This is a genomic window from Mesorhizobium sp. RCC_202 (genome assembly GCF_041355295.1).
In the GTDB taxonomy this organism is placed as follows: Bacteria; Pseudomonadota; Alphaproteobacteria; order Rhizobiales; family Rhizobiaceae; genus Mesorhizobium.
In genome coordinates, this window is the sequence record NZ_JBFUPO010000011.1 from 182,775 (window position 1) to 198,723 (window position 15,949).

The following is a 15,949-nucleotide window of genomic DNA, read 5'->3' on the forward strand; positions in this document are numbered from 1 at the left end:
GCGGTCGCTCCCGTCGCGAAAAACCGTTGCGCGAAATCAATGCCGTTGGCAACGATGCCGAGCAGGCCGGGCTACTTCCGGCGCGATTTCGGCTTTTCGATCACAGGTCTATCCGGCCAGTGCCAGCCATCGCCCGCGCCATGCGCCGGCTGCGGCCGCGCCACATAGGCGAGCGCGCCGTTGGACTCGAGATAGATGCGCGACAGCATTTCGGCGAGCACACCTGATGTCACCGCCTGCAGTCCGGCAATCACCAGGAAGAAGCCGGTGATCAGCATCGGCCTGGTGCCGATGTCCTGACCCCAGAAAACCTTGATCGCGAACAGATAGGCCAGGATCAGCGAGCCGAGCACGCCGAGCACGATGCCGATGCCGCCGAAGAAATGCCCTGGCCTGGTGCGGTAGCGCATGAAGAAGAACATGAAGACGAGGTCGAGCACGACGCGGAAGGTACGCGAGATCCCATATTTCGACTGGCCGTGGATGCGCGCGTGGTGCGTCACCACCTCCTCCGAGATCCGGCGCGGCGTCGTCACCGTCGCCAGCCATGCCGGGATGAAGCGGTGCATCTCGCCGTAGAGCCGCACGCTGCGGATGACGCTGCCGCGGAACACTTTCAGGCTGCAGCCATAATCGTTGAGCCGCACGCCGGTGACGCGCGCGATAAGCCGGTTGGCGATGCGCGACGGCAGGCGGCGCATCCAAAACCCCTCCTGGCGGTTCTTGCGCCAGCCGGCGACGAGGTCGAGATCCTCGGTCAGCAGCCGATAGACCATGCGCGGAATGTCGAACGGGTCGTTCTGCAGGTCGCCGTCGAGCGTGGCGATGACATCGCCGCGCGCCGCGTCGAGGCCTGCCTGCATGGCGGCGGTCTGCTTATAGTTGCGCACCAGCTCAACGCCATGCACATGCGCCCCGTACTGGACCGCGAGCCGGCGGATTTCGGCCGGCGTTGCGTCCGTGCTGCCGTCGTCGACCAGCACCACTTCCCAGGGCTGGCTGTAGTTTTCCATCGCCTGGTGGATGCGCACCAGCAGCGGCTCGACATTGTCGGCCTCGTTGTACATCGGGATGACGATGGACAGTTTGTGCTCGGGCATGACGGCGCCCTCGGGCAGTCCCGATGCGGGAATGGGAAGCACGTTCATGGCGGTCATTTCTTTGCCGGTCCCGCCGCCGGTGTTTCCGGCAGCGTCGATTTGGAGGGGAACAGCCAGGCGATCGCCCCGGTGGCGACAGCCGAGCAGAAGATGAAGAGGTGGAGCGCCAAAGCTGCCTGCAGGCCCTCCTTCATGGCGATACCGGAATAAAGCAATGCCGCGGCCGCGCCCGCCTCATAGGTGCCGAAGCCGGCGACGCCCTGCACCGGCAGGATGGCGGCGGCCTCCGCGCCGACGGCGCCCGGGAAGGCGGTCTGGAGGGAGGTGTGGAGCAGCATGGCGAGCAGCCAGCCCTGCACCGCAAGCTTCAGCGTCCAATTGGCCACCGTCCACCACCAGCCGTAGCGGGAGCGCCCTGTGGCCTCGGTGAAGATGTCACGCAGACGCCCAAGCTTCGACACGATCTTGCCGCGTCCGCTCCAGTCATGCGGCGCGCGCGCCCACCGTGGCAGGTACCAGGCGGCGGCGACCAGCGCCGCGATGCCGGCGGCCCGGATTGCCGGATGCAGGCCCGGCCACACCAGGCAGGCAAGCACGCCGACGACGAAGGCGTCTTGCAGCCGGAACCACAACAGCGAGGCGCTGGAGCGCACGATCGAAATGCCGAACACCTGGCGCAACAGGATCGGGAAGGCGGTCTCGCCGCCGCGGAACGGCACCACATTGATCATGGCGTTGTGGATCAGGATGACGCGCAGCGTGGCGCCGAAGCGGCCGTTGATGTCGTCGCGGAACTCGTCGCAGACGCGCAGAGCTCTCAGCACATAGGTGACGAACAGCGCCACTGTTACCGCCGCGAAGGCGCCAGGCGTGATGCTGGCGAAGGCATCGCCGACCATCTTCCAGCGCGAGTCGCTGACCAGCCATGCCAGCAGCGCCAGAGTGACGATTATAGATATCGCTCGCTTCAATCAGATCTCCGATGGCGCCGCACTCGCATCCGATGGATTTCGTGAGCGCGTCGCCTTGGGTAGCGGCCTTGCTTGAACCAACAGGCCAAGGCCATTTGCGTGAAGCGCGTGCACCCGATTGGGCCATGCTCCGTCACGGCGGCTGATCCTATAGACCAGCGGCTTCCACGAATCCACAAGCTTGGTTTGCCGCAGCTTCAAGATGGAAACGGCCGTCGCAAATGGCCAGGCCGCAGCTTATCGGCGCCAATGCGAGCCGCGTCACGAAGCGATTGCCGTCCTGGCGCTGCCGGCATGGCTTTCGGCTGCCAACAAGCCTTCGAGATAGGCCGCCGTGCGCGCGACGCCTTCGCGCAAGGCAATCTGGGGCTCCCAGCCAAGATGCTGCCGGGCAAAGGAAATGTCGGGCTTGCGCTGGCGCGGATCGTCCGGCGGCAGCGGCTTATGCACGATCCGCGAGCGCGCATTGGTGAAGTCGATGATCAGCTCGGCCAGCTCGATGACGGTGACCTCGGCTGGATTGCCGAGATTGACCGGATGGCTTGGCGCCGGCGAAACGTCCATCAACCGGACGCAGCCTTCGATCAGGTCGTCGACATAGCAGAACGAGCGGGTCTGCCTGCCGCTGCCATAGACGGTGATGTCATCACCGCGTAGCGCCTGGATGATGAAGTTCGACACCACGCGCCCATCGTCCAACTGCATGCGCGGACCGTAGGTATTGAAGATGCGCGCGACACGGACATCGAGGCCATGGGTCCGCGCATATTCGAAGAACAGCGTCTCAGCCGCGCGCTTGCCTTCATCGTAGCAGGCGCGCGGCCCATGCGTGCTGACATTGCCGAAATAGCTCTCGGGCTGCGGATGGACGAGGGGATCGCCATAGATCTCGGAGGTCGAGGCCTGGAAAATCCTGGCCTTGTAGTGCCGCGCGAGCTCAAGCAGGTTCAGCGAGCCGAGCACGCTGGTTTTGAAGGTGTGGATCGGATCGGCCTGGTAATGCGCGGGTGAGGCGGGACAGGCAAAATTATAGATCGCGTCGATAGCGAAATCCCGGGGCAGTGCCTCGACGATGTCGTGCCTTACGCAACTGAAGGCAGGATTTTCGGCAATGCCGACCAGATTGTCTATTCGGCCGGTGTGAAAATTGTCGAGTGCGATGACCTCATAGCCGTCGAGCAGGAGCCTTTCGCACAGATGTGTGCCGAGGAAGCCGGCTCCGCCGGTGACAAGCGCGCGGCTGCCCTTGCGGCCGTGCTCTTTGCCCGACCCGATAATCTCGGAGCCTCCGCTCATGTCTGCCTTTCACGCAAGGCACCTGATCTCACAAGCGCCTGTTCGACAGCCGAACCCTAACGGTTCTCGCGGCTATCGCAAACGGCCATTGTCGACGCGGCTTCGGGATTTTTCCAAAAAGCAATGGCCCGCCTCACGCGGGCCATTGCTCACTTTGCCGCGGCGTTCCGGCCTCACTGCCCGCCCATTTCCTTCTTGAAGGTGTCGAAATCGACCTGCATGCCGTTGAAGACAGTGCTCCAGTGGCGCGTCAGCGCGGCCATGGCGACCGCTTCCTGGATTTCCTCGTCGGTGGCGCCGGCGCGCTTTGCGTTCTCGGTGTCCGACCAGATGCAGTAGCTGCAGGGGATTTGCGCCGCGACCGCCAGTGAGATCAGCGACTTGACCTTGGGCGGCAGAGCCGTCTTGTCGCTAAGTTCGATGGCCTTGACCTCGGCCCAGGCGCCGGGCAGACCGGACTTCGGGAATTGCTTCACGAAGCTGGGCACGCCGCCCATCGTCGCTTGGATGTCCTTGAGGGCCGCGTCATAGTCGTCGGCCTTGGCGGTGGAAGCCAGCGTGGCTGTGAGCATGCCGGCGGCGGCAATCAGCGAGGCGGAACGAAGGCAGGTATGCACGATGTGGAATGCGCGAATGACTGACATGAAGCTCTCCTCTGGTTTTTGTTTGCCTTACGATGTAAGGTATGCGCGAAAATGAACCTTACAGTGTAAGTTGTCAAGCGGCGCCATGGATTCATCGATCAAAAAAAAGCGAACTCGCGGAAAACTGTCCCGTGAACTTATCGAGGACGCCGCCTTCGAGGTCATCGAGCGGGAAGGGCTGTCGGGCTTTTCGATGCGCAAACTCGCAGCCCAGCTCGGCTGCGAGGCGATGAGCATCTACCACCACTTCCCCTCGCAGGCGCATCTCTACGAGGCGCTGGTCGATCGGCAGATGAGCGGGCTGGTTATCCCCGACGACAGCCTGCCCTGGCGCGAGCGGGCTCGCATCGGCATGCAGGAGTTCCGCCGCGTCGCGACCGAGCATCCGGCCTTCGCGCCGTTCATCGTCGTCTATCGCATGAATTCGCCGCCCTGCCTCGCCAAGCTCAACGCCATTATCGGCCTGTTCGAGGATGGCGGCTTCGGGCCTGAGCTCAGCGCCCGCCTGTTCCGCGCCGCCGGCTACTATCTGATGGGCGCGATCCTCGACGAGACGGCCGGTTACGCCAAGGGGCCTTCGGCCGTCACCACTGTCAGCAGCGAGGAACTGGCGCGCGACTATCCGAGCGTCATGAAAGCCGGCGCCTATTTCGGTACCGGCGGCTTCGACAAGACTTTCGAGCTTGGCCTGGAAATGTTTCTGGACGAGATGGAACGGGTCCGCGAAGCTGCCCGAAACGAAACCACGGAAAAATAGCGGCAGTCCCGCCCCGAAAAACCAAGGCTCTGGATGCGCTTCCTCTCCGTTCTACTCCTCATCGCCGGCGCCGCCCTCGGCATTTTCTATCCCTGGGCGATGAGCAATTTCTCAGGTCATCCGATCGGCACCTACCGCGTGTATCAGGGTGGTCGCTTCAAGCCGGTGACGGTGCAGCTTACCACTGGCGATGCGCCGGTGCGCGTGCTGGTCGATCTCACAGCGAGGGCCGAGCGCATCGCCGGCCAGCAGCGCACGCTGCTGACACTGACGGCGGCGGGCGGCGGGCGCACCGTGGTGGCCTCGACCTTGTCCTTCAACCACACCGACAATCCACGCCAGGTCAGCCCGCAACTGCCCGACAAGATCTTTCGCGATGAGGCCGGCGTGATCGAGACCGTCACGCCTGGCCCGTACCTCTTCATCGTCGGCCCGGGCGATGCCGACGGCATCGACATGCGAGCCGTCGACCTGATCCTGCGCGCCGGCGCCGGTTCGGTCGACGAAAGGGTGCGGCTGGCGGGCTATGCGCTCATGGGCATCGGCTTGGTCGGGTTCGTGCTTTCGCTCGTATTCGGCCGCGGCGGCAGCCACCCGCAGAACCCCAACTCGCAGCCGCCACCGCCGCGCTGGGGCCGCAACGGCTCAGCCAAATGAGGGCTGCATGAACTACCGTCACGCCTATCACGCCGGCAATTTCGCCGATGTCGTCAAGCACGCCGTGCTTGCCCGCCTGGTCGACTATCTGAAGCAGAAGGACAAGGCTTTTCGCGTCATCGACACCCATGCCGGGATCGGCCGCTACAATCTGGCCTCTGTCGAGGCCGGCAAGACAGGCGAGTGGCAGGGTGGCATCGGCCGCGTGTTCGAGGCCAAGCTCGAAGCGAAAGCAGCGGCACTGCTTGAGCCCTATCTGGAGGCGGTGCGGGCGCTGAACCCGGATGGAAATCTCCGGCGCTATCCCGGCTCGCCGTTGATCGTGCGTCATCTGCTGCGCAACCAGGATCGGCTGACGGCGATCGAATTGCATCCCAAGGATGCCGGGCAACTGAAATCGGTGCTCGCCGATGATTTCCAGGCAAGGGTGATCGAGCTCGACGGCTGGTTGGCGCTCGGCGCGCATCTGCCGCCGAAGGAAAAACGCGGCCTCGTGCTTATCGACCCGCCATTCGAGGAGCAGGGCGAGTTCTCGCGCCTCGTCGACGGCCTCCAAAAGGCATATCGGCGCTGGCCGGGCGGCATCTATGCGCTCTGGTATCCGATCAAGGACCGCAAGGCGGTGAACGCCTTCCGCACGGCGCTGACAGACGCGGGTATTCCCAAAATCCTCGACGTCGCCTTCGACATCCGCCCGATTTCCAACGAGCCCAGCCTCGACGGCAGCGGGCTGGTGGTGGTCAATCCGCCTTATACGCTGGAAGCGGAATTGCGGGTGATGCTGCCGGCGCTGCACAAGCTGCTTGCCGTGGGGCCCTCACGCTGGACAATGGATTGGCTGACCGGGGAATAGGGCGGAGACTGCGGAAGTCTCAACTATGCGGCAGCGCCGTTGGCGTCAGGCCGGAGAGCCTGCGGCTTTCGCGGATCAGATGCGCCTGGTCGGCATAGCCGGCCTCGATCGCCAGCAGGGCTGTCGAGGCGCCGCCCGCTCTTTGCAGGCGCCGGAAGCGATGGAAGCGCAGGATGCGCTCGAGGGTTTTCGGGCCGTAGCCGAAGGCATCCTCGAAACGCCGGCGCAGCGTGCGCTCGCTCATGGCAAGACGGCCAAGCAGGAAGGGAACCAGCAGCGTCTCCGGCGGCAGGCCGTCGTCCATGGCCGCGAAGGCTCGAGCCATCTGCGGGTCGAGCGCCGCGCGTCCGTGCGTGTGCAGGCCGATCGTCTCTTCCAGTTGCCGCACCGTGTCGGTGAGGTCGGGCGTGACCTTGATGCGGTCCGACAGTGCGCGGCTGCGGGTGCCCCACAAGTCTTTGAGCGCGAACCGCCCGCCGACGATCTCGATGGCCGGCACGCCGAGCCAGCCGGCGGCAGCGCCGGGCCGGAAGCGAAAGCCGATGATGGTGGCGCCAGCGGCGGGCCGCTCGATCTGTGGCTCCTTGTCGGGACCGGCGACCCGGAAGCGGCCGTCGATCCATTGCAGGTCGATGGTCGCGTCGGGGGTGATCACGATGGGCGGCACATCCCGCTCTTCCATGCGATGCACCCAGACAGCGGAAAAGACGCCAGCCAGGCCGGCCGCCGCCGGCCTTTCCCTGAAGAAGCCTGTGCTCTGCGCCAGGACCGCTTCCATCTCATCTCCGATCAGTTTCGGCATTCCGGGCCAACGATCGGCCATTTTGGCCGAAATCTTCAATGCCGGACGCCGCCGCCGTGGCAAAAAGGATGCAGTCTGCTGGAGCACGGAAAGCCGCATCCGGTCTCGGACGTGGTCATGAATATAGAATGGAGTGAGAGAAATGAAAGCGCGCATCACTGTGCTGACGCTTGGCGTCGATGATCTGGAAGCATCCTTGAAGTTCTACCGCGATGGCCTTGGCCTGCCGACCGAAGGCATTATCGGCCGCGAATTCGAGCATGGCGCCGTCGCCTTCTTCGATCTCGCCGGCGGCATGAAGTTCGCCATCTACGAGCGCGCCAACATCGCCTGGGATGCCACGGTGCCGCAAAGCGGCCGCAGCCCGACCGAATTGACCATCGGCCACAATGTCGGCAGCGAGGCCGAGGTCGACGCGGTGATGGCGCAAGCCGTCAAGGCCGGCGCCCGCGTGGTCAAGCCGGCGCAAAAGACCTTCTGGGGCGGCTATGCCGGCTACTTCCAGGATCCCGACGATCACCTCTGGGAAGTCGTCTACAATTCCGCTTTCGTCCCCGAGGACTGAGCGAAAACACAAGTCGTCGAAAGGAGGCCGTCATGCATGTTCAACTCATCCAGGCGCTTGGCGCTCTTCTTCTCGGCGGTGTGTTCGTCTTTGCCGGCATTGAGCATTTCGTGAAATTCAAGGCGATGCGCGACTATCTGGCGAGCCGGGGATTTGCAGCTCCGGCCCTGATGCTTGCCGCCGGTTCGGCGATTGAGATCGTCGCAGGGCTGATGCTGATGTTTGGCTTCGCATTTCCCGTTGCAGCCGGCGCGCTGGTCGTCTTCACGCTGGCGACCAATATCACGCTGCTACGGTTCTGGTCGGCCGAGGAGCCGGAGCGGCAGGTGCAGCGCAATGCGTTCCTCATCAACTTCGCCGTCATCGGCGGACTGCTGCTGGCTGGGGCTGCGTAGTTAGCTGGCGGCACCTGGAACGAAGTGTGTCAGAAACCATTGTTTTCGCACCCGCTTGACCGCCGCCAAGCGAATCCGCACAGTGCGCACAACCGACCTTGAGAGGCTGTCATGACTCGCTTCGCCCATTCCGCTCTTGCCGCGCTGATTGCGTTGTCCACTCCGTTTGCCGCGCCGCTGGGTCTCACCCAGGCTGCGCAGGCCGCCGATTTGTCCACCTACACCCAGGACGACGGCAGCGTCTGCGGCGAAAGCTGGGTGCTGAGCAAGATCACCGACCGCTTCTCCTATCAGGTGCATCACGTGCCGCATTTGCCGGATGTCGCGATCACCGATTTCCGCAACATCCGTCAGCATCGCTATGAGCCGTCGAGCGACGAATGGCCGATCGGCCGCCACTATTGCCGCGCCACCGTCAATCTGTCAGACGGCCGCGACCGCTCGATCTTCTACCTGATCGAAGAAGGCCAGGGCTTTGCCTCGATCGGCGACAATGTCGAATTCTGCGTCTCCGGCTTCGACCGCTGGCTGGTCTATAATGGCCGCTGCCGCGTGCTGAGGTAATTGCGATAGACAGTTGAGGCAGGCGCTCTACGGCGCCCCCCTCTGTCCTGCCGGACATCTCCCCCACAAGGGGGGAGATTAGCAGTTTCGGCGCCCCGCTCATTCTGCAACGCTGGAGATTGGCGAAAGCCGGTGCGCCATCCGATCTCCCCCCTCGTGGGGGAGATGCCCGGCAGGGCAGGGGGGCGCTGTCCCGCCGACCTATCATCGTTTTCCTGAACTTGCTTCACCGGCACGCGCCAGCAGCAACGCGCGCTCCCTCTCATTGCCGGTCAACTCCGCGGCGCGGCGAAACTCCGCGCGGGCTTCTTCCAGCCGCCCGAGCCGCTCCAGCATCTCACCGCGCACGGTCGGCAACAGATGCGTCTCCTTCAAACGCGGCTCGTCGCGCAGCGCGTCGGCGATTGCCAGGCCCTGCGCCGCGCCGAACGCCATGCCGACGGCAACCGCGCGGTTGACCTCGACGATGGGTGAGGGTGCGGCCAAAGCCAGCGCCTGGTAGTAGGCGGCAATAGCGATCCAGTCGGTCTCGGCGGCACTTGCCGCACGGGCGTGGCAGGCGGCGATCATCGCCTGCAGTTGGAAGGGGCCGGGTGTCGGAGCGAGCGTCATGGCGCGGTTAAGCCCATCGAGGCCGCGCCGGATCAGCGACCAGTCCCAGCGGCCACGATCCTGGTCGAGCAACAGGATCGGATTGCCGGTTTTGTCGATGCGGGCGGCAAAGCGCGATGCGTTGAGCTCCATCAGGCTAAGCAGCCCGAGCGCTTCCGGTTCGTCAGGCATCAGCGATGCAAGCAGGCGGCCGAGGCGCATGGCCTCGTTGCTCAGATCCGCGCGCAGCCAGTCCGGTCCGGAGGAAGCGACATAGCCTTCGTTGAAGATCAGATAGATCACCTCCAGCACGGCGCCGAGGCGGTTGGCTCGTTCCTCGCCGCGCGGCGTCTCGAACGGGATATCGGCGTCGCGCAGCGCGCGCTTGGCGCGCACGATGCGCTGGGCGACGGTGGCCTCCGGCACCAGGAAGGCTCGGGCGATCTCGGGCGTCGACAGGCCGCCCAGCATGCGCAGCGCCAGCGCCGCGCGCTGCTCGGCCGGCAGCACCGGATGGCAAGCGGTGAACATCAGACGCAGCAGATCGTCGTCGATGTCCTCGTCGAGCGCCGCCTCGATGTCGGGCATCCGGCGTTCCAGTTCGGCTAGGTCGAACGCAAGCTGCTGGTGTCTGCCGTCGATCCGCACGGTGCGGCGCAGCCGGTCGAGCGCCCGATTGGTGGCGACGCGCGTCAGCCAGGCCGCCGGATTGTCCGGGACGCCATCCCGGGGCCAACATTCCAGTGCCACCAGGAAGGCATCCTGCACCACCTCCTCGGCGAGACCGACATCGCGCAGGGTGCGCGTCAGCCTGGCGGCGAGTTTCGGGTGCTCGATCCGCCAGACCGCCTCGAGGGTTGCGGTGGTCGTCAATCCTTGAGCCCACCGAAGCCGTCGACCACCTTCTGGACGTCCGCGGGAAAATCGCTCATCTCGAACACCTGGCGGACCTCGATGACGTCATTTTCGCCGGCCGGGCAACGGCGCGCCCATTCGACGGCCTCCTCGCGCGAGCGCACGTCGATCACCCAGTAGCCGCCAAGCACTTCCTTGACTTCGGCGAAGGGGCCGTCGGTGACAGTCGGCTTGCCATCCTTGAAGCTGACCCGCGCGCCGGAGGACGGCGGATGCAGCCCGTCGAGCGCCAGCAGCACGCCGGCCCGCTTCAGCTCCTCATTGTATTTCATCATCGATTGGACCGCCTCGGCGCCCGGTCTGGTATCGGGGGTGGCGGTCGCGTAGCCGCCGGGGATCATCAGCATCATGAAGCGCATCGGTGGGTTCCTTCGGTTGGTTGGTTGCGATGATACGACGAACAGGCGTCGGCTGAATCGACAGCGCCGCGAAAAATTAAGTTCGAATTGACACGGAGCTAAGCCAAAGCTAGAAAAGAGACAGACCTGTCTCATCACACGGTGACGTCGTGACGCCTTCATCGTCTTCGGCCAAGCGCCAGCATGTCGTCGATACCGCCTATGCGCTGTTCAAGCGCAATGGCTTCCATGCCACCGGCGTCGACCGCATCATCGCCGAGGCCGACATCGCCAAGATGACGATGTATCGCCATTTTCCGGCGAAGGAGGAGTTGATCGTCGCGGTGCTTCAGCATCGCGCCCGCCGTTTCGAACGCCAGCTCGACCGTCTGATGGCCGAAGAGGCGACGCCACGGCAGAAGATCGCGACGATCCTCGACTGGCACGAGCGCTGGTTTCGCGATTCCGACTTCCACGGCTGCCTGTTCGCCCATGCCCTGGCCGAATTCGGCGATCCCGGCCACCCGGTGTTCCAGGCGGTGTCGCGGCAGAAGAACGGCTTGAGGCTGCGCATGCAGGCGATCCTCGAGGGCGCAATGCCGCGCGCGCAGGCGCAAGACGCCGCCACCGCGCTGCTGATGCTGATCGAGGGCGCCACGCTGATGGCGCAGATGGGCGAAGTGGACGCCGCCATCGGCAATGCCCGCAAGGCTGCCGCCGCAATCCTGGCCGGCGCGGGCTGCCTGCCCGGCGCGAGCAACCTACAATGAACGCCACGGTCGTCGGCCTCGCGCTGTTCGCGGCCATCCTGCATGCCGGCTGGAATGCTTTCCTGCGCACCGGCGCCGATAGGTTGTGGACCGTCACGATCATGAGCTTCTCCAGCACCGCGCTGGCGATTCCGCTGGCGCTGTTCCATGATTTGCCGGCCAGCGCCGCATGGCCTTATGTCGTGCTCTCGGCCGTGCTTCAGGTCGGCTACAGCGTCTTCCTGGTCGCCGCCTATCGCCATGGCGAACTGGGGCAGGTCTATCCGATCGTGCGCGGCAGCGTGCCGCTGCTGGTCGCGCTTGGCAGCTTTGCGCTGGCGGGCCAGCAACTCACGATGCCCGAGATCGTCGGCGTCGCGTTGGTCGCTTGCGGCATCATCGGCCTGTCGCTGGGCAGGGGCCGGGCCTCCACGACATCGATCCTCTATGCGCTGGCGACTGGCGCGATCATCGCGGCCTACGCCACCGTGGATGCCATCGGCGTGCGCGCGGCCGGCAGCAGCGGCGCCTATGCCGCCTGGGTGCTGCTCATCTACGGCGCCTTGCTGCCCGCCACCTTCATCGCCTTGCGCGGCCGTCTCGCCGTCGACTGGCGCGCGCCGGAGACGCGGCGTGCGCTTGGCGGCGGTCTCTTCGCGCTTGTGGCCTATGGCGCGGTCGTCGCGGCCTTCGCGCTCGGTCCCGCCGGCCCGATCACCGCCATCCGCGAAACCAGCGTCATCTTTGCTGCTTTTATCGGCCGGTTCTTTCTCGGCGAGCAGTTGACGCCAAGACGCATAGGCGCCTGCGCCGTCGTCGCGCTTGGCGCCATCTGCCTCGGCTACCAGGCGTGAGCACCAGGCATGGACACCGAACTGGACGGCAAAACCGGCAACATGCCGGGATCGGCAAGGGCTTTGCTTGCCTTGTTCTGGCGGCGATGATCATCGGCGTGCTGCTGCTCGATCTCGCCGCGCAGTCCTCGCAAGTCGCCAATCAGACCCGCATTCATACGCTTGATCCGACAGCTCGCAGCCGGCTGAACACGATCTTCATGGCGACGATGATTTTGGGCGGCGCTTGCGGCTCCGGCATCGCCGGCCTTGCCTATTCGGCATGGGGCTGGAGCGGCACCTGCCTGTTCGGCGCGGCGGCAGCGGCGATCGCTCTGTTCTTGTCGCGACGATCCTGAACGACGACAGCAACGCCGGCGCCAGCTTCCGACAGTCAGCGCGTCGCGGGGGACAGATAGGCCGAGATCAGCTCGACGAGTTGCTTCTGCAGATCCGGCGCTTCGAGCATGTCGCGGCGCGCCGCATTGTGGATCACGCCCTCGATCGCCGAGGACAGCACGCGCGCCATCGTCTCGGTGTCCTTGAGGCGTCTGCGATACTGCGCCACCGCCGCCGTGTAATGTTCGAGGTAGCGCGCCTGGAACGAGGCATGCGCGGCGCGTGAGCCGCGGTCGCCAGGCGCCTCGTCGAGCAGCACCTGGTGCAGCGTCGGGTGGATCGAGTGCGCCGCGATCATGCCGCGCACCAACTCGCGCGCGAACTGCCTGAGCGGCTTGCGATCCGCCGCTGCCTCGCGAATCACCGACAGCACCTGATCGAAGTGGCGACGCCGAATCGCCTCGACCAAAGCGAGCTTGTCAGGGAAGTACTGATAGAGCGAGCCGATGCTTACACCCGCGGCCTCGGCCACTTTGTTGGTGCTGAAGCCCGCCCAGCCGAGCTCGCTCAGAACGCGAGCACCGGCTTCGATGATCGCCTCGACGGTAGCGATTGAACGCGCCTGGCGCGGCGCCTTGCGCATGCGCGGAGCTAGCTTTGCAATGCGAGTAGACATCCTGGCCGGTTCCCCGAGAATATAAACAGGATACTCACATTCGATTTCAATGCAATTGCAGGAAAAGCGGCGCGGCTTTGCGCCCGCAATAGCCTGGACCGACACCGCAAACGGAGACCGCAGATGAGCGCCAAGATCTTGCTGAAAAGCCTGCTTGTCTATCAGGCATGGGCGAATGACGAATTCCTGGAGAAGCTCGAAGGTCTCGATCCGTCGAGCAACGCGCAGCAGCGTCACGCGTCGATCCGGCTGATGAACCACATCCATGTCGTGTCGCGCATCTTCGCCGCGCACCTCGCCGGCGTCGCCCATGGCTATGCGAGCGATAACACCGAGGAGACGCCGGCGCCGGCCGCGCTGCGCAGCGCGATGACTGCCACCGACCGCTGGTACCTCGACTATCTCGAAACCGTTTCGGAACAAGAGCTTGCGGAGCCCGTCGCCTTCACCTTCACCGATGGCGACCGGGGATGCTTGACCAGGCAGGAGATGCTGACCCATGTCGTCCTGCATGGCAGCTATCATCGCGGCGAGATCGGCCGCGTGCTGGCCGCCATCCTGGTCTCGCCGCCCTGGGACACTTATGCCGTCCATCTCCACAGGTCGGAACCGGCGCGTCGCCTAGCCGGTGCGCGCGAGGCCGCGCAGGCCATAGTCTGAAGCCCAAGAATGTGAGCATAGAGCTCACTTTACAACCCCAAGCTTTCGTTGCGGTGACATCTCAGGCTTGGGTCGGTTCACCTGCAGATATTGTCACTGGACAAGATCAAACTGGTGTTGATGGGGCAATTGTCTATTGCGAGTGCATAGCTCACATTCTCTTATCAAGATCTGCTGGCTTCCGGATGGATGATCCGGCGATAGAAGATGCCGGAAAATCTCTCCTTCAGGCCGCCACTTGGAAAGTGACAGATTTGCTCACAATTTTGCGACGACATGCATCATCGTGCGTCTCGAGTAACCAAAATTCAATAACTGAAAATCATTGTGTTGCTTCGCTGGCTAGACAGTCGCGAGTCAGATATGCATGAACACGCCGGGTCACTCACGACCTTAGGCAAAACGCAAGGGGCATCGCATGGCAAAGACGACAACCAAGGCGCCGGCGGCGAAAGCGCCGGCAAAGAAGCCGGCAGCTAAGGCTGCCGCGAAACCTGCAGTGAAGAAGGCAGCGGCACCGAAGGCAGCCGCCAAGGCTCCGGCCAAGGCAGCAGCAAAGCCGGCGGCCAAGAAGCCGGTAGCGAAGGCAGCAGCCAAGCCAGCCGTCAAGGCAGCGGCGAAGCCTGCGGCCAAGGCAGCGGCCAAGCCCGCCGCCAAGAAGCCGGCCGCCAAGGCTGCGGCCAAGCCCGCCGCCAAGGCTCCGATGAAAGCCGCCGCCGCCAAGGCACCGGCTGCAGTGAAGAAGGCAGCTCCGGCAAAGAAGCCGGCCGCCAAGAAGTAATCGCGTAGCCTCGTTCCGTTGGCTGCGACAGGTGAGGGTGGGCGCCGTCGGTGCCCCTCTCGCCAGTTCGGCATGACAACGGGCGAAGTTGGAGCGCACGCTCCTGAAGCTTCCGGAATTTTGCCATCCCGGCAAACTTCCGGGAGCTTTTTTGTTGCCGTGACGAGTCTGCTCCGGCAAAGCTCGCAGCGACGATCGCCTGTTCCGGTGTTGCGATGAGTTTGGCGCTGACAATTCGTCGGGCAACCGACAAGGATGCGGACGTGGTGAGCCGCGTCATCATCGCCGCCTTGCGGGAGACCAATGCCAGGGACTACGCGCCCGACATCATCGCCCGTGTCGAGCAAAGTTTCAGCCCGCCGGCGATGCTCGAGTTCTTCAGGAAGCGCAAGGTCTTCGTCGCCGTCATCGGCGAAACGCTCGTCGGCACCGCCAGCCTGGATGGCGACACCGTTCGATCCATGTTTGTCGATCCCCCGTTCCAGGGCCATGGCGTCGGCAGGCGTCTGATGTCGGCAGTCGAGCAGGCGGCGCGGGCGGATGGCGTCGCGACGCTGACCGTGCCGTCGTCGGTCACCGCCGAGCCATTCTATGCCAGGCTAGGCTTCCGCGCGATCCGCGACAGCTACCATGGCGACGAGCGAACCGTGATCATGGAGCGGTCTCTGAAATAGCCGCAACGCATTCGGCCATCCGGCTGGCGGCAAGTTTTCGCGGCGCTGGCCGTTGTCTCGCCGGTCGGGATCGGTCAACAGTGTCGGCAAATAACCAGGGACCGATCATGCCCAAGCTGCTTTACGCCTCCACCTCTCCCTATAGTTCGAAGGTCCGCATGGCCGCCGCCTATGCCGGCATTGCCATTGACCTCGTGCCGGTCAAGACCGAGGACAAGCCAGCCGAGCTGATCACGGCCAATCCGCTCGGCAAGATCCCGGTGCTGGTGCTCGACGACGGTCGCACGGTCCACGACAGCCGCGCTATTACCCAACATCTCAACCGACTGTCGAAGAACGCGCTCTTGCCGCGCAATTCCGACAAGCGGCTCGACGCCGAAGTCCTGGAGGCGCTGGCCGACGGCATCTGCGACTGCGCGCTGTCGATGGTTTATGAGCGGCGCACGCGGCCCGAGACTTTTGTCTATCAGCCCTGGCTCGACCGGCAGTGGAGCAAGATCACCGCGGCACTTGACCTGCTCAACGCCAATCCCCCGAAACTGCCGAAGAAGATTACCGCCGGCCAGATGGCGCTGCGCGCCTGCCTCGGCTATCTCGCGCTGCGTTTTTCCGGCCAGTGGGAAAAGGGTCGCGGCCGGCTCGTGCGCTGGGCCGCGCGCTTCGACGAGAAGTTTCCCGAATTGAAGGGCTGCGTGCCGGGGTAGACGCTTTCCCTTCTCCCCTTGTGAGGCCTTTGCACGGAAGCGGGTTGGTGATTCCGTCGGCAAGGATGAAGGGGAGATGATTCGG

At 64.3% G+C, this 15,949-nt stretch carries 21 protein-coding genes; 13 read left to right on the forward strand and 8 right to left on the reverse strand.

The window, feature by feature from the left end:
- Positions 1-71: 71 nt before the first annotated feature.
- From AB6802_RS24370 to AB6802_RS24385, 4 genes are all read right to left on the reverse strand, one after another.
- A complete protein-coding gene (locus tag AB6802_RS24370; protein ID WP_371012736.1) occupies positions 72-1,148 on the reverse strand; it encodes a glycosyltransferase family 2 protein in 1,077 nt (358 codons plus the stop codon).
- Between the two features lie 5 nt (positions 1,149-1,153).
- Positions 1,154-2,071: a lysylphosphatidylglycerol synthase domain-containing protein gene (locus AB6802_RS24375; RefSeq protein ID WP_371012737.1), complete on the reverse strand. Its 918-nt coding sequence runs from the start codon at positions 2,069-2,071 to the stop codon at positions 1,154-1,156.
- A 261-nt stretch (positions 2,072-2,332) separates the two neighbouring features.
- Positions 2,333-3,367 carry a UDP-glucuronic acid decarboxylase family protein gene (locus AB6802_RS24380; RefSeq protein ID WP_371012738.1) on the reverse strand — a complete coding sequence of 345 codons (1,035 nt, stop codon included), beginning with the start codon at positions 3,365-3,367 and terminating at the stop codon, positions 2,333-2,335.
- A 173-nt stretch (positions 3,368-3,540) separates the two neighbouring features.
- A complete protein-coding gene (locus AB6802_RS24385; RefSeq protein ID WP_371012739.1) occupies positions 3,541-4,011 on the reverse strand; it encodes a carboxymuconolactone decarboxylase family protein in 471 nt (156 codons plus the stop codon).
- 85 nt (positions 4,012-4,096) lie between these two features.
- Here AB6802_RS24385 and AB6802_RS24390 point away from each other — a divergent pair, with 85 nt between their 5' ends.
- Genes AB6802_RS24390 through AB6802_RS24400 form a run of 3 tightly spaced genes read left to right on the forward strand, consistent with a single transcriptional unit; the run spans position 4,097 to position 6,278 of the window.
- A complete protein-coding gene (locus AB6802_RS24390) occupies positions 4,097-4,768 on the forward strand; it encodes a TetR/AcrR family transcriptional regulator (RefSeq protein ID WP_371012740.1) in 672 nt (223 codons plus the stop codon).
- A 33-nt stretch (positions 4,769-4,801) separates the two neighbouring features.
- A complete protein-coding gene (locus AB6802_RS24395; RefSeq protein WP_371012741.1) occupies positions 4,802-5,425 on the forward strand; it encodes a hypothetical protein in 624 nt (207 codons plus the stop codon).
- A 7-nt stretch (positions 5,426-5,432) separates the two neighbouring features.
- Positions 5,433-6,278 carry a 23S rRNA (adenine(2030)-N(6))-methyltransferase RlmJ gene (locus tag AB6802_RS24400; RefSeq protein WP_371012742.1) on the forward strand — a complete coding sequence of 282 codons (846 nt, stop codon included), beginning with the start codon at positions 5,433-5,435 and terminating at the stop codon, positions 6,276-6,278.
- 19 nt (positions 6,279-6,297) lie between these two features.
- Here the strand turns inward: AB6802_RS24400 and AB6802_RS24405 are convergent, their stop codons facing one another.
- Positions 6,298-7,056: a helix-turn-helix domain-containing protein gene (locus AB6802_RS24405; RefSeq protein WP_371012743.1), complete on the reverse strand. Its 759-nt coding sequence runs from the start codon at positions 7,054-7,056 to the stop codon at positions 6,298-6,300.
- Between the two features lie 166 nt (positions 7,057-7,222).
- On the opposite strand from AB6802_RS24405, the gene AB6802_RS24410 reads away from it, so the two are divergent.
- The 3 genes from AB6802_RS24410 (at position 7,223) to AB6802_RS24420 (ending at position 8,604) form a co-directional block, all read left to right on the forward strand.
- Positions 7,223-7,645: a VOC family protein gene (locus tag AB6802_RS24410; RefSeq protein WP_371012744.1), complete on the forward strand. Its 423-nt coding sequence runs from the start codon at positions 7,223-7,225 to the stop codon at positions 7,643-7,645.
- Between the two features lie 32 nt (positions 7,646-7,677).
- Positions 7,678-8,040, forward strand: a complete 363-nt coding sequence (locus AB6802_RS24415) for a DoxX family protein (RefSeq protein WP_371012745.1) — start codon at positions 7,678-7,680, stop codon at positions 8,038-8,040.
- Between the two features lie 111 nt (positions 8,041-8,151).
- The gene (locus AB6802_RS24420; protein WP_371012746.1) at positions 8,152-8,604 is read left to right on the forward strand and encodes a hypothetical protein; all 453 of its coding nucleotides are present in this window, start codon (positions 8,152-8,154) and stop codon (positions 8,602-8,604) included.
- A gap of 204 nt (positions 8,605-8,808) precedes the next feature.
- On the opposite strand, the gene AB6802_RS24425 is transcribed toward AB6802_RS24420, so the two are convergent.
- A complete protein-coding gene (locus AB6802_RS24425) occupies positions 8,809-10,068 on the reverse strand; it encodes an RNA polymerase sigma factor (protein ID WP_371012747.1) in 1,260 nt (419 codons plus the stop codon).
- Positions 10,065-10,469, reverse strand: coding sequence for a YciI family protein (locus tag AB6802_RS24430; protein ID WP_371012748.1), 405 nt, complete (start codon positions 10,467-10,469; stop codon positions 10,065-10,067). Before AB6802_RS24430 ends, AB6802_RS24425 begins: the two co-directional genes overlap by 4 nt.
- Before the next feature lie 149 nt (positions 10,470-10,618).
- Here AB6802_RS24430 and AB6802_RS24435 point away from each other — a divergent pair, with 149 nt between their 5' ends.
- From AB6802_RS24435 to AB6802_RS24445, 3 genes are read left to right on the forward strand one after another with little or no spacing between them, the layout of a single operon-like run.
- The gene (locus AB6802_RS24435) at positions 10,619-11,218 is read left to right on the forward strand and encodes a TetR/AcrR family transcriptional regulator (protein ID WP_371012749.1); all 600 of its coding nucleotides are present in this window, start codon (positions 10,619-10,621) and stop codon (positions 11,216-11,218) included.
- Positions 11,215-12,051 (forward strand): EamA family transporter, encoded by an 837-nt coding sequence (locus AB6802_RS24440; protein ID WP_371012750.1) that lies wholly within the window; start codon positions 11,215-11,217, stop codon positions 12,049-12,051. The genes AB6802_RS24435 and AB6802_RS24440 overlap by 4 nt, the downstream gene beginning before the upstream one ends.
- Complete coding sequence (locus tag AB6802_RS24445; protein WP_371012751.1) at positions 12,048-12,389, forward strand: hypothetical protein; 342 nt, start codon at positions 12,048-12,050, stop codon at positions 12,387-12,389. The genes AB6802_RS24440 and AB6802_RS24445 overlap by 4 nt, the downstream gene beginning before the upstream one ends.
- Positions 12,390-12,424: 35 nt before the next feature.
- Here the strand turns inward: AB6802_RS24445 and AB6802_RS24450 are convergent, their stop codons facing one another.
- A complete protein-coding gene (locus tag AB6802_RS24450; RefSeq protein WP_371012765.1) occupies positions 12,425-13,012 on the reverse strand; it encodes a TetR/AcrR family transcriptional regulator in 588 nt (195 codons plus the stop codon).
- A 156-nt stretch (positions 13,013-13,168) separates the two neighbouring features.
- Here AB6802_RS24450 and AB6802_RS24455 point away from each other — a divergent pair, with 156 nt between their 5' ends.
- From AB6802_RS24455 to AB6802_RS24470, 4 genes are all read left to right on the forward strand, one after another.
- Entirely contained in the window at positions 13,169-13,705 is a 537-nt protein-coding gene (locus AB6802_RS24455; RefSeq protein ID WP_371012752.1) for a DinB family protein, read from the forward strand.
- Positions 13,706-14,123: 418 nt separating this feature from the next.
- Positions 14,124-14,486, forward strand: a complete 363-nt coding sequence (locus AB6802_RS24460; RefSeq protein WP_371012753.1) for a hypothetical protein — start codon at positions 14,124-14,126, stop codon at positions 14,484-14,486.
- Positions 14,487-14,752: 266 nt separating this feature from the next.
- The gene (locus tag AB6802_RS24465; RefSeq protein ID WP_371012754.1) at positions 14,753-15,160 is read left to right on the forward strand and encodes a GNAT family N-acetyltransferase; all 408 of its coding nucleotides are present in this window, start codon (positions 14,753-14,755) and stop codon (positions 15,158-15,160) included.
- Between the two features lie 107 nt (positions 15,161-15,267).
- The gene (locus tag AB6802_RS24470) at positions 15,268-15,864 is read left to right on the forward strand and encodes a glutathione S-transferase family protein (protein WP_371012755.1); all 597 of its coding nucleotides are present in this window, start codon (positions 15,268-15,270) and stop codon (positions 15,862-15,864) included.
- Positions 15,865-15,949 lie beyond the last annotated feature (85 nt).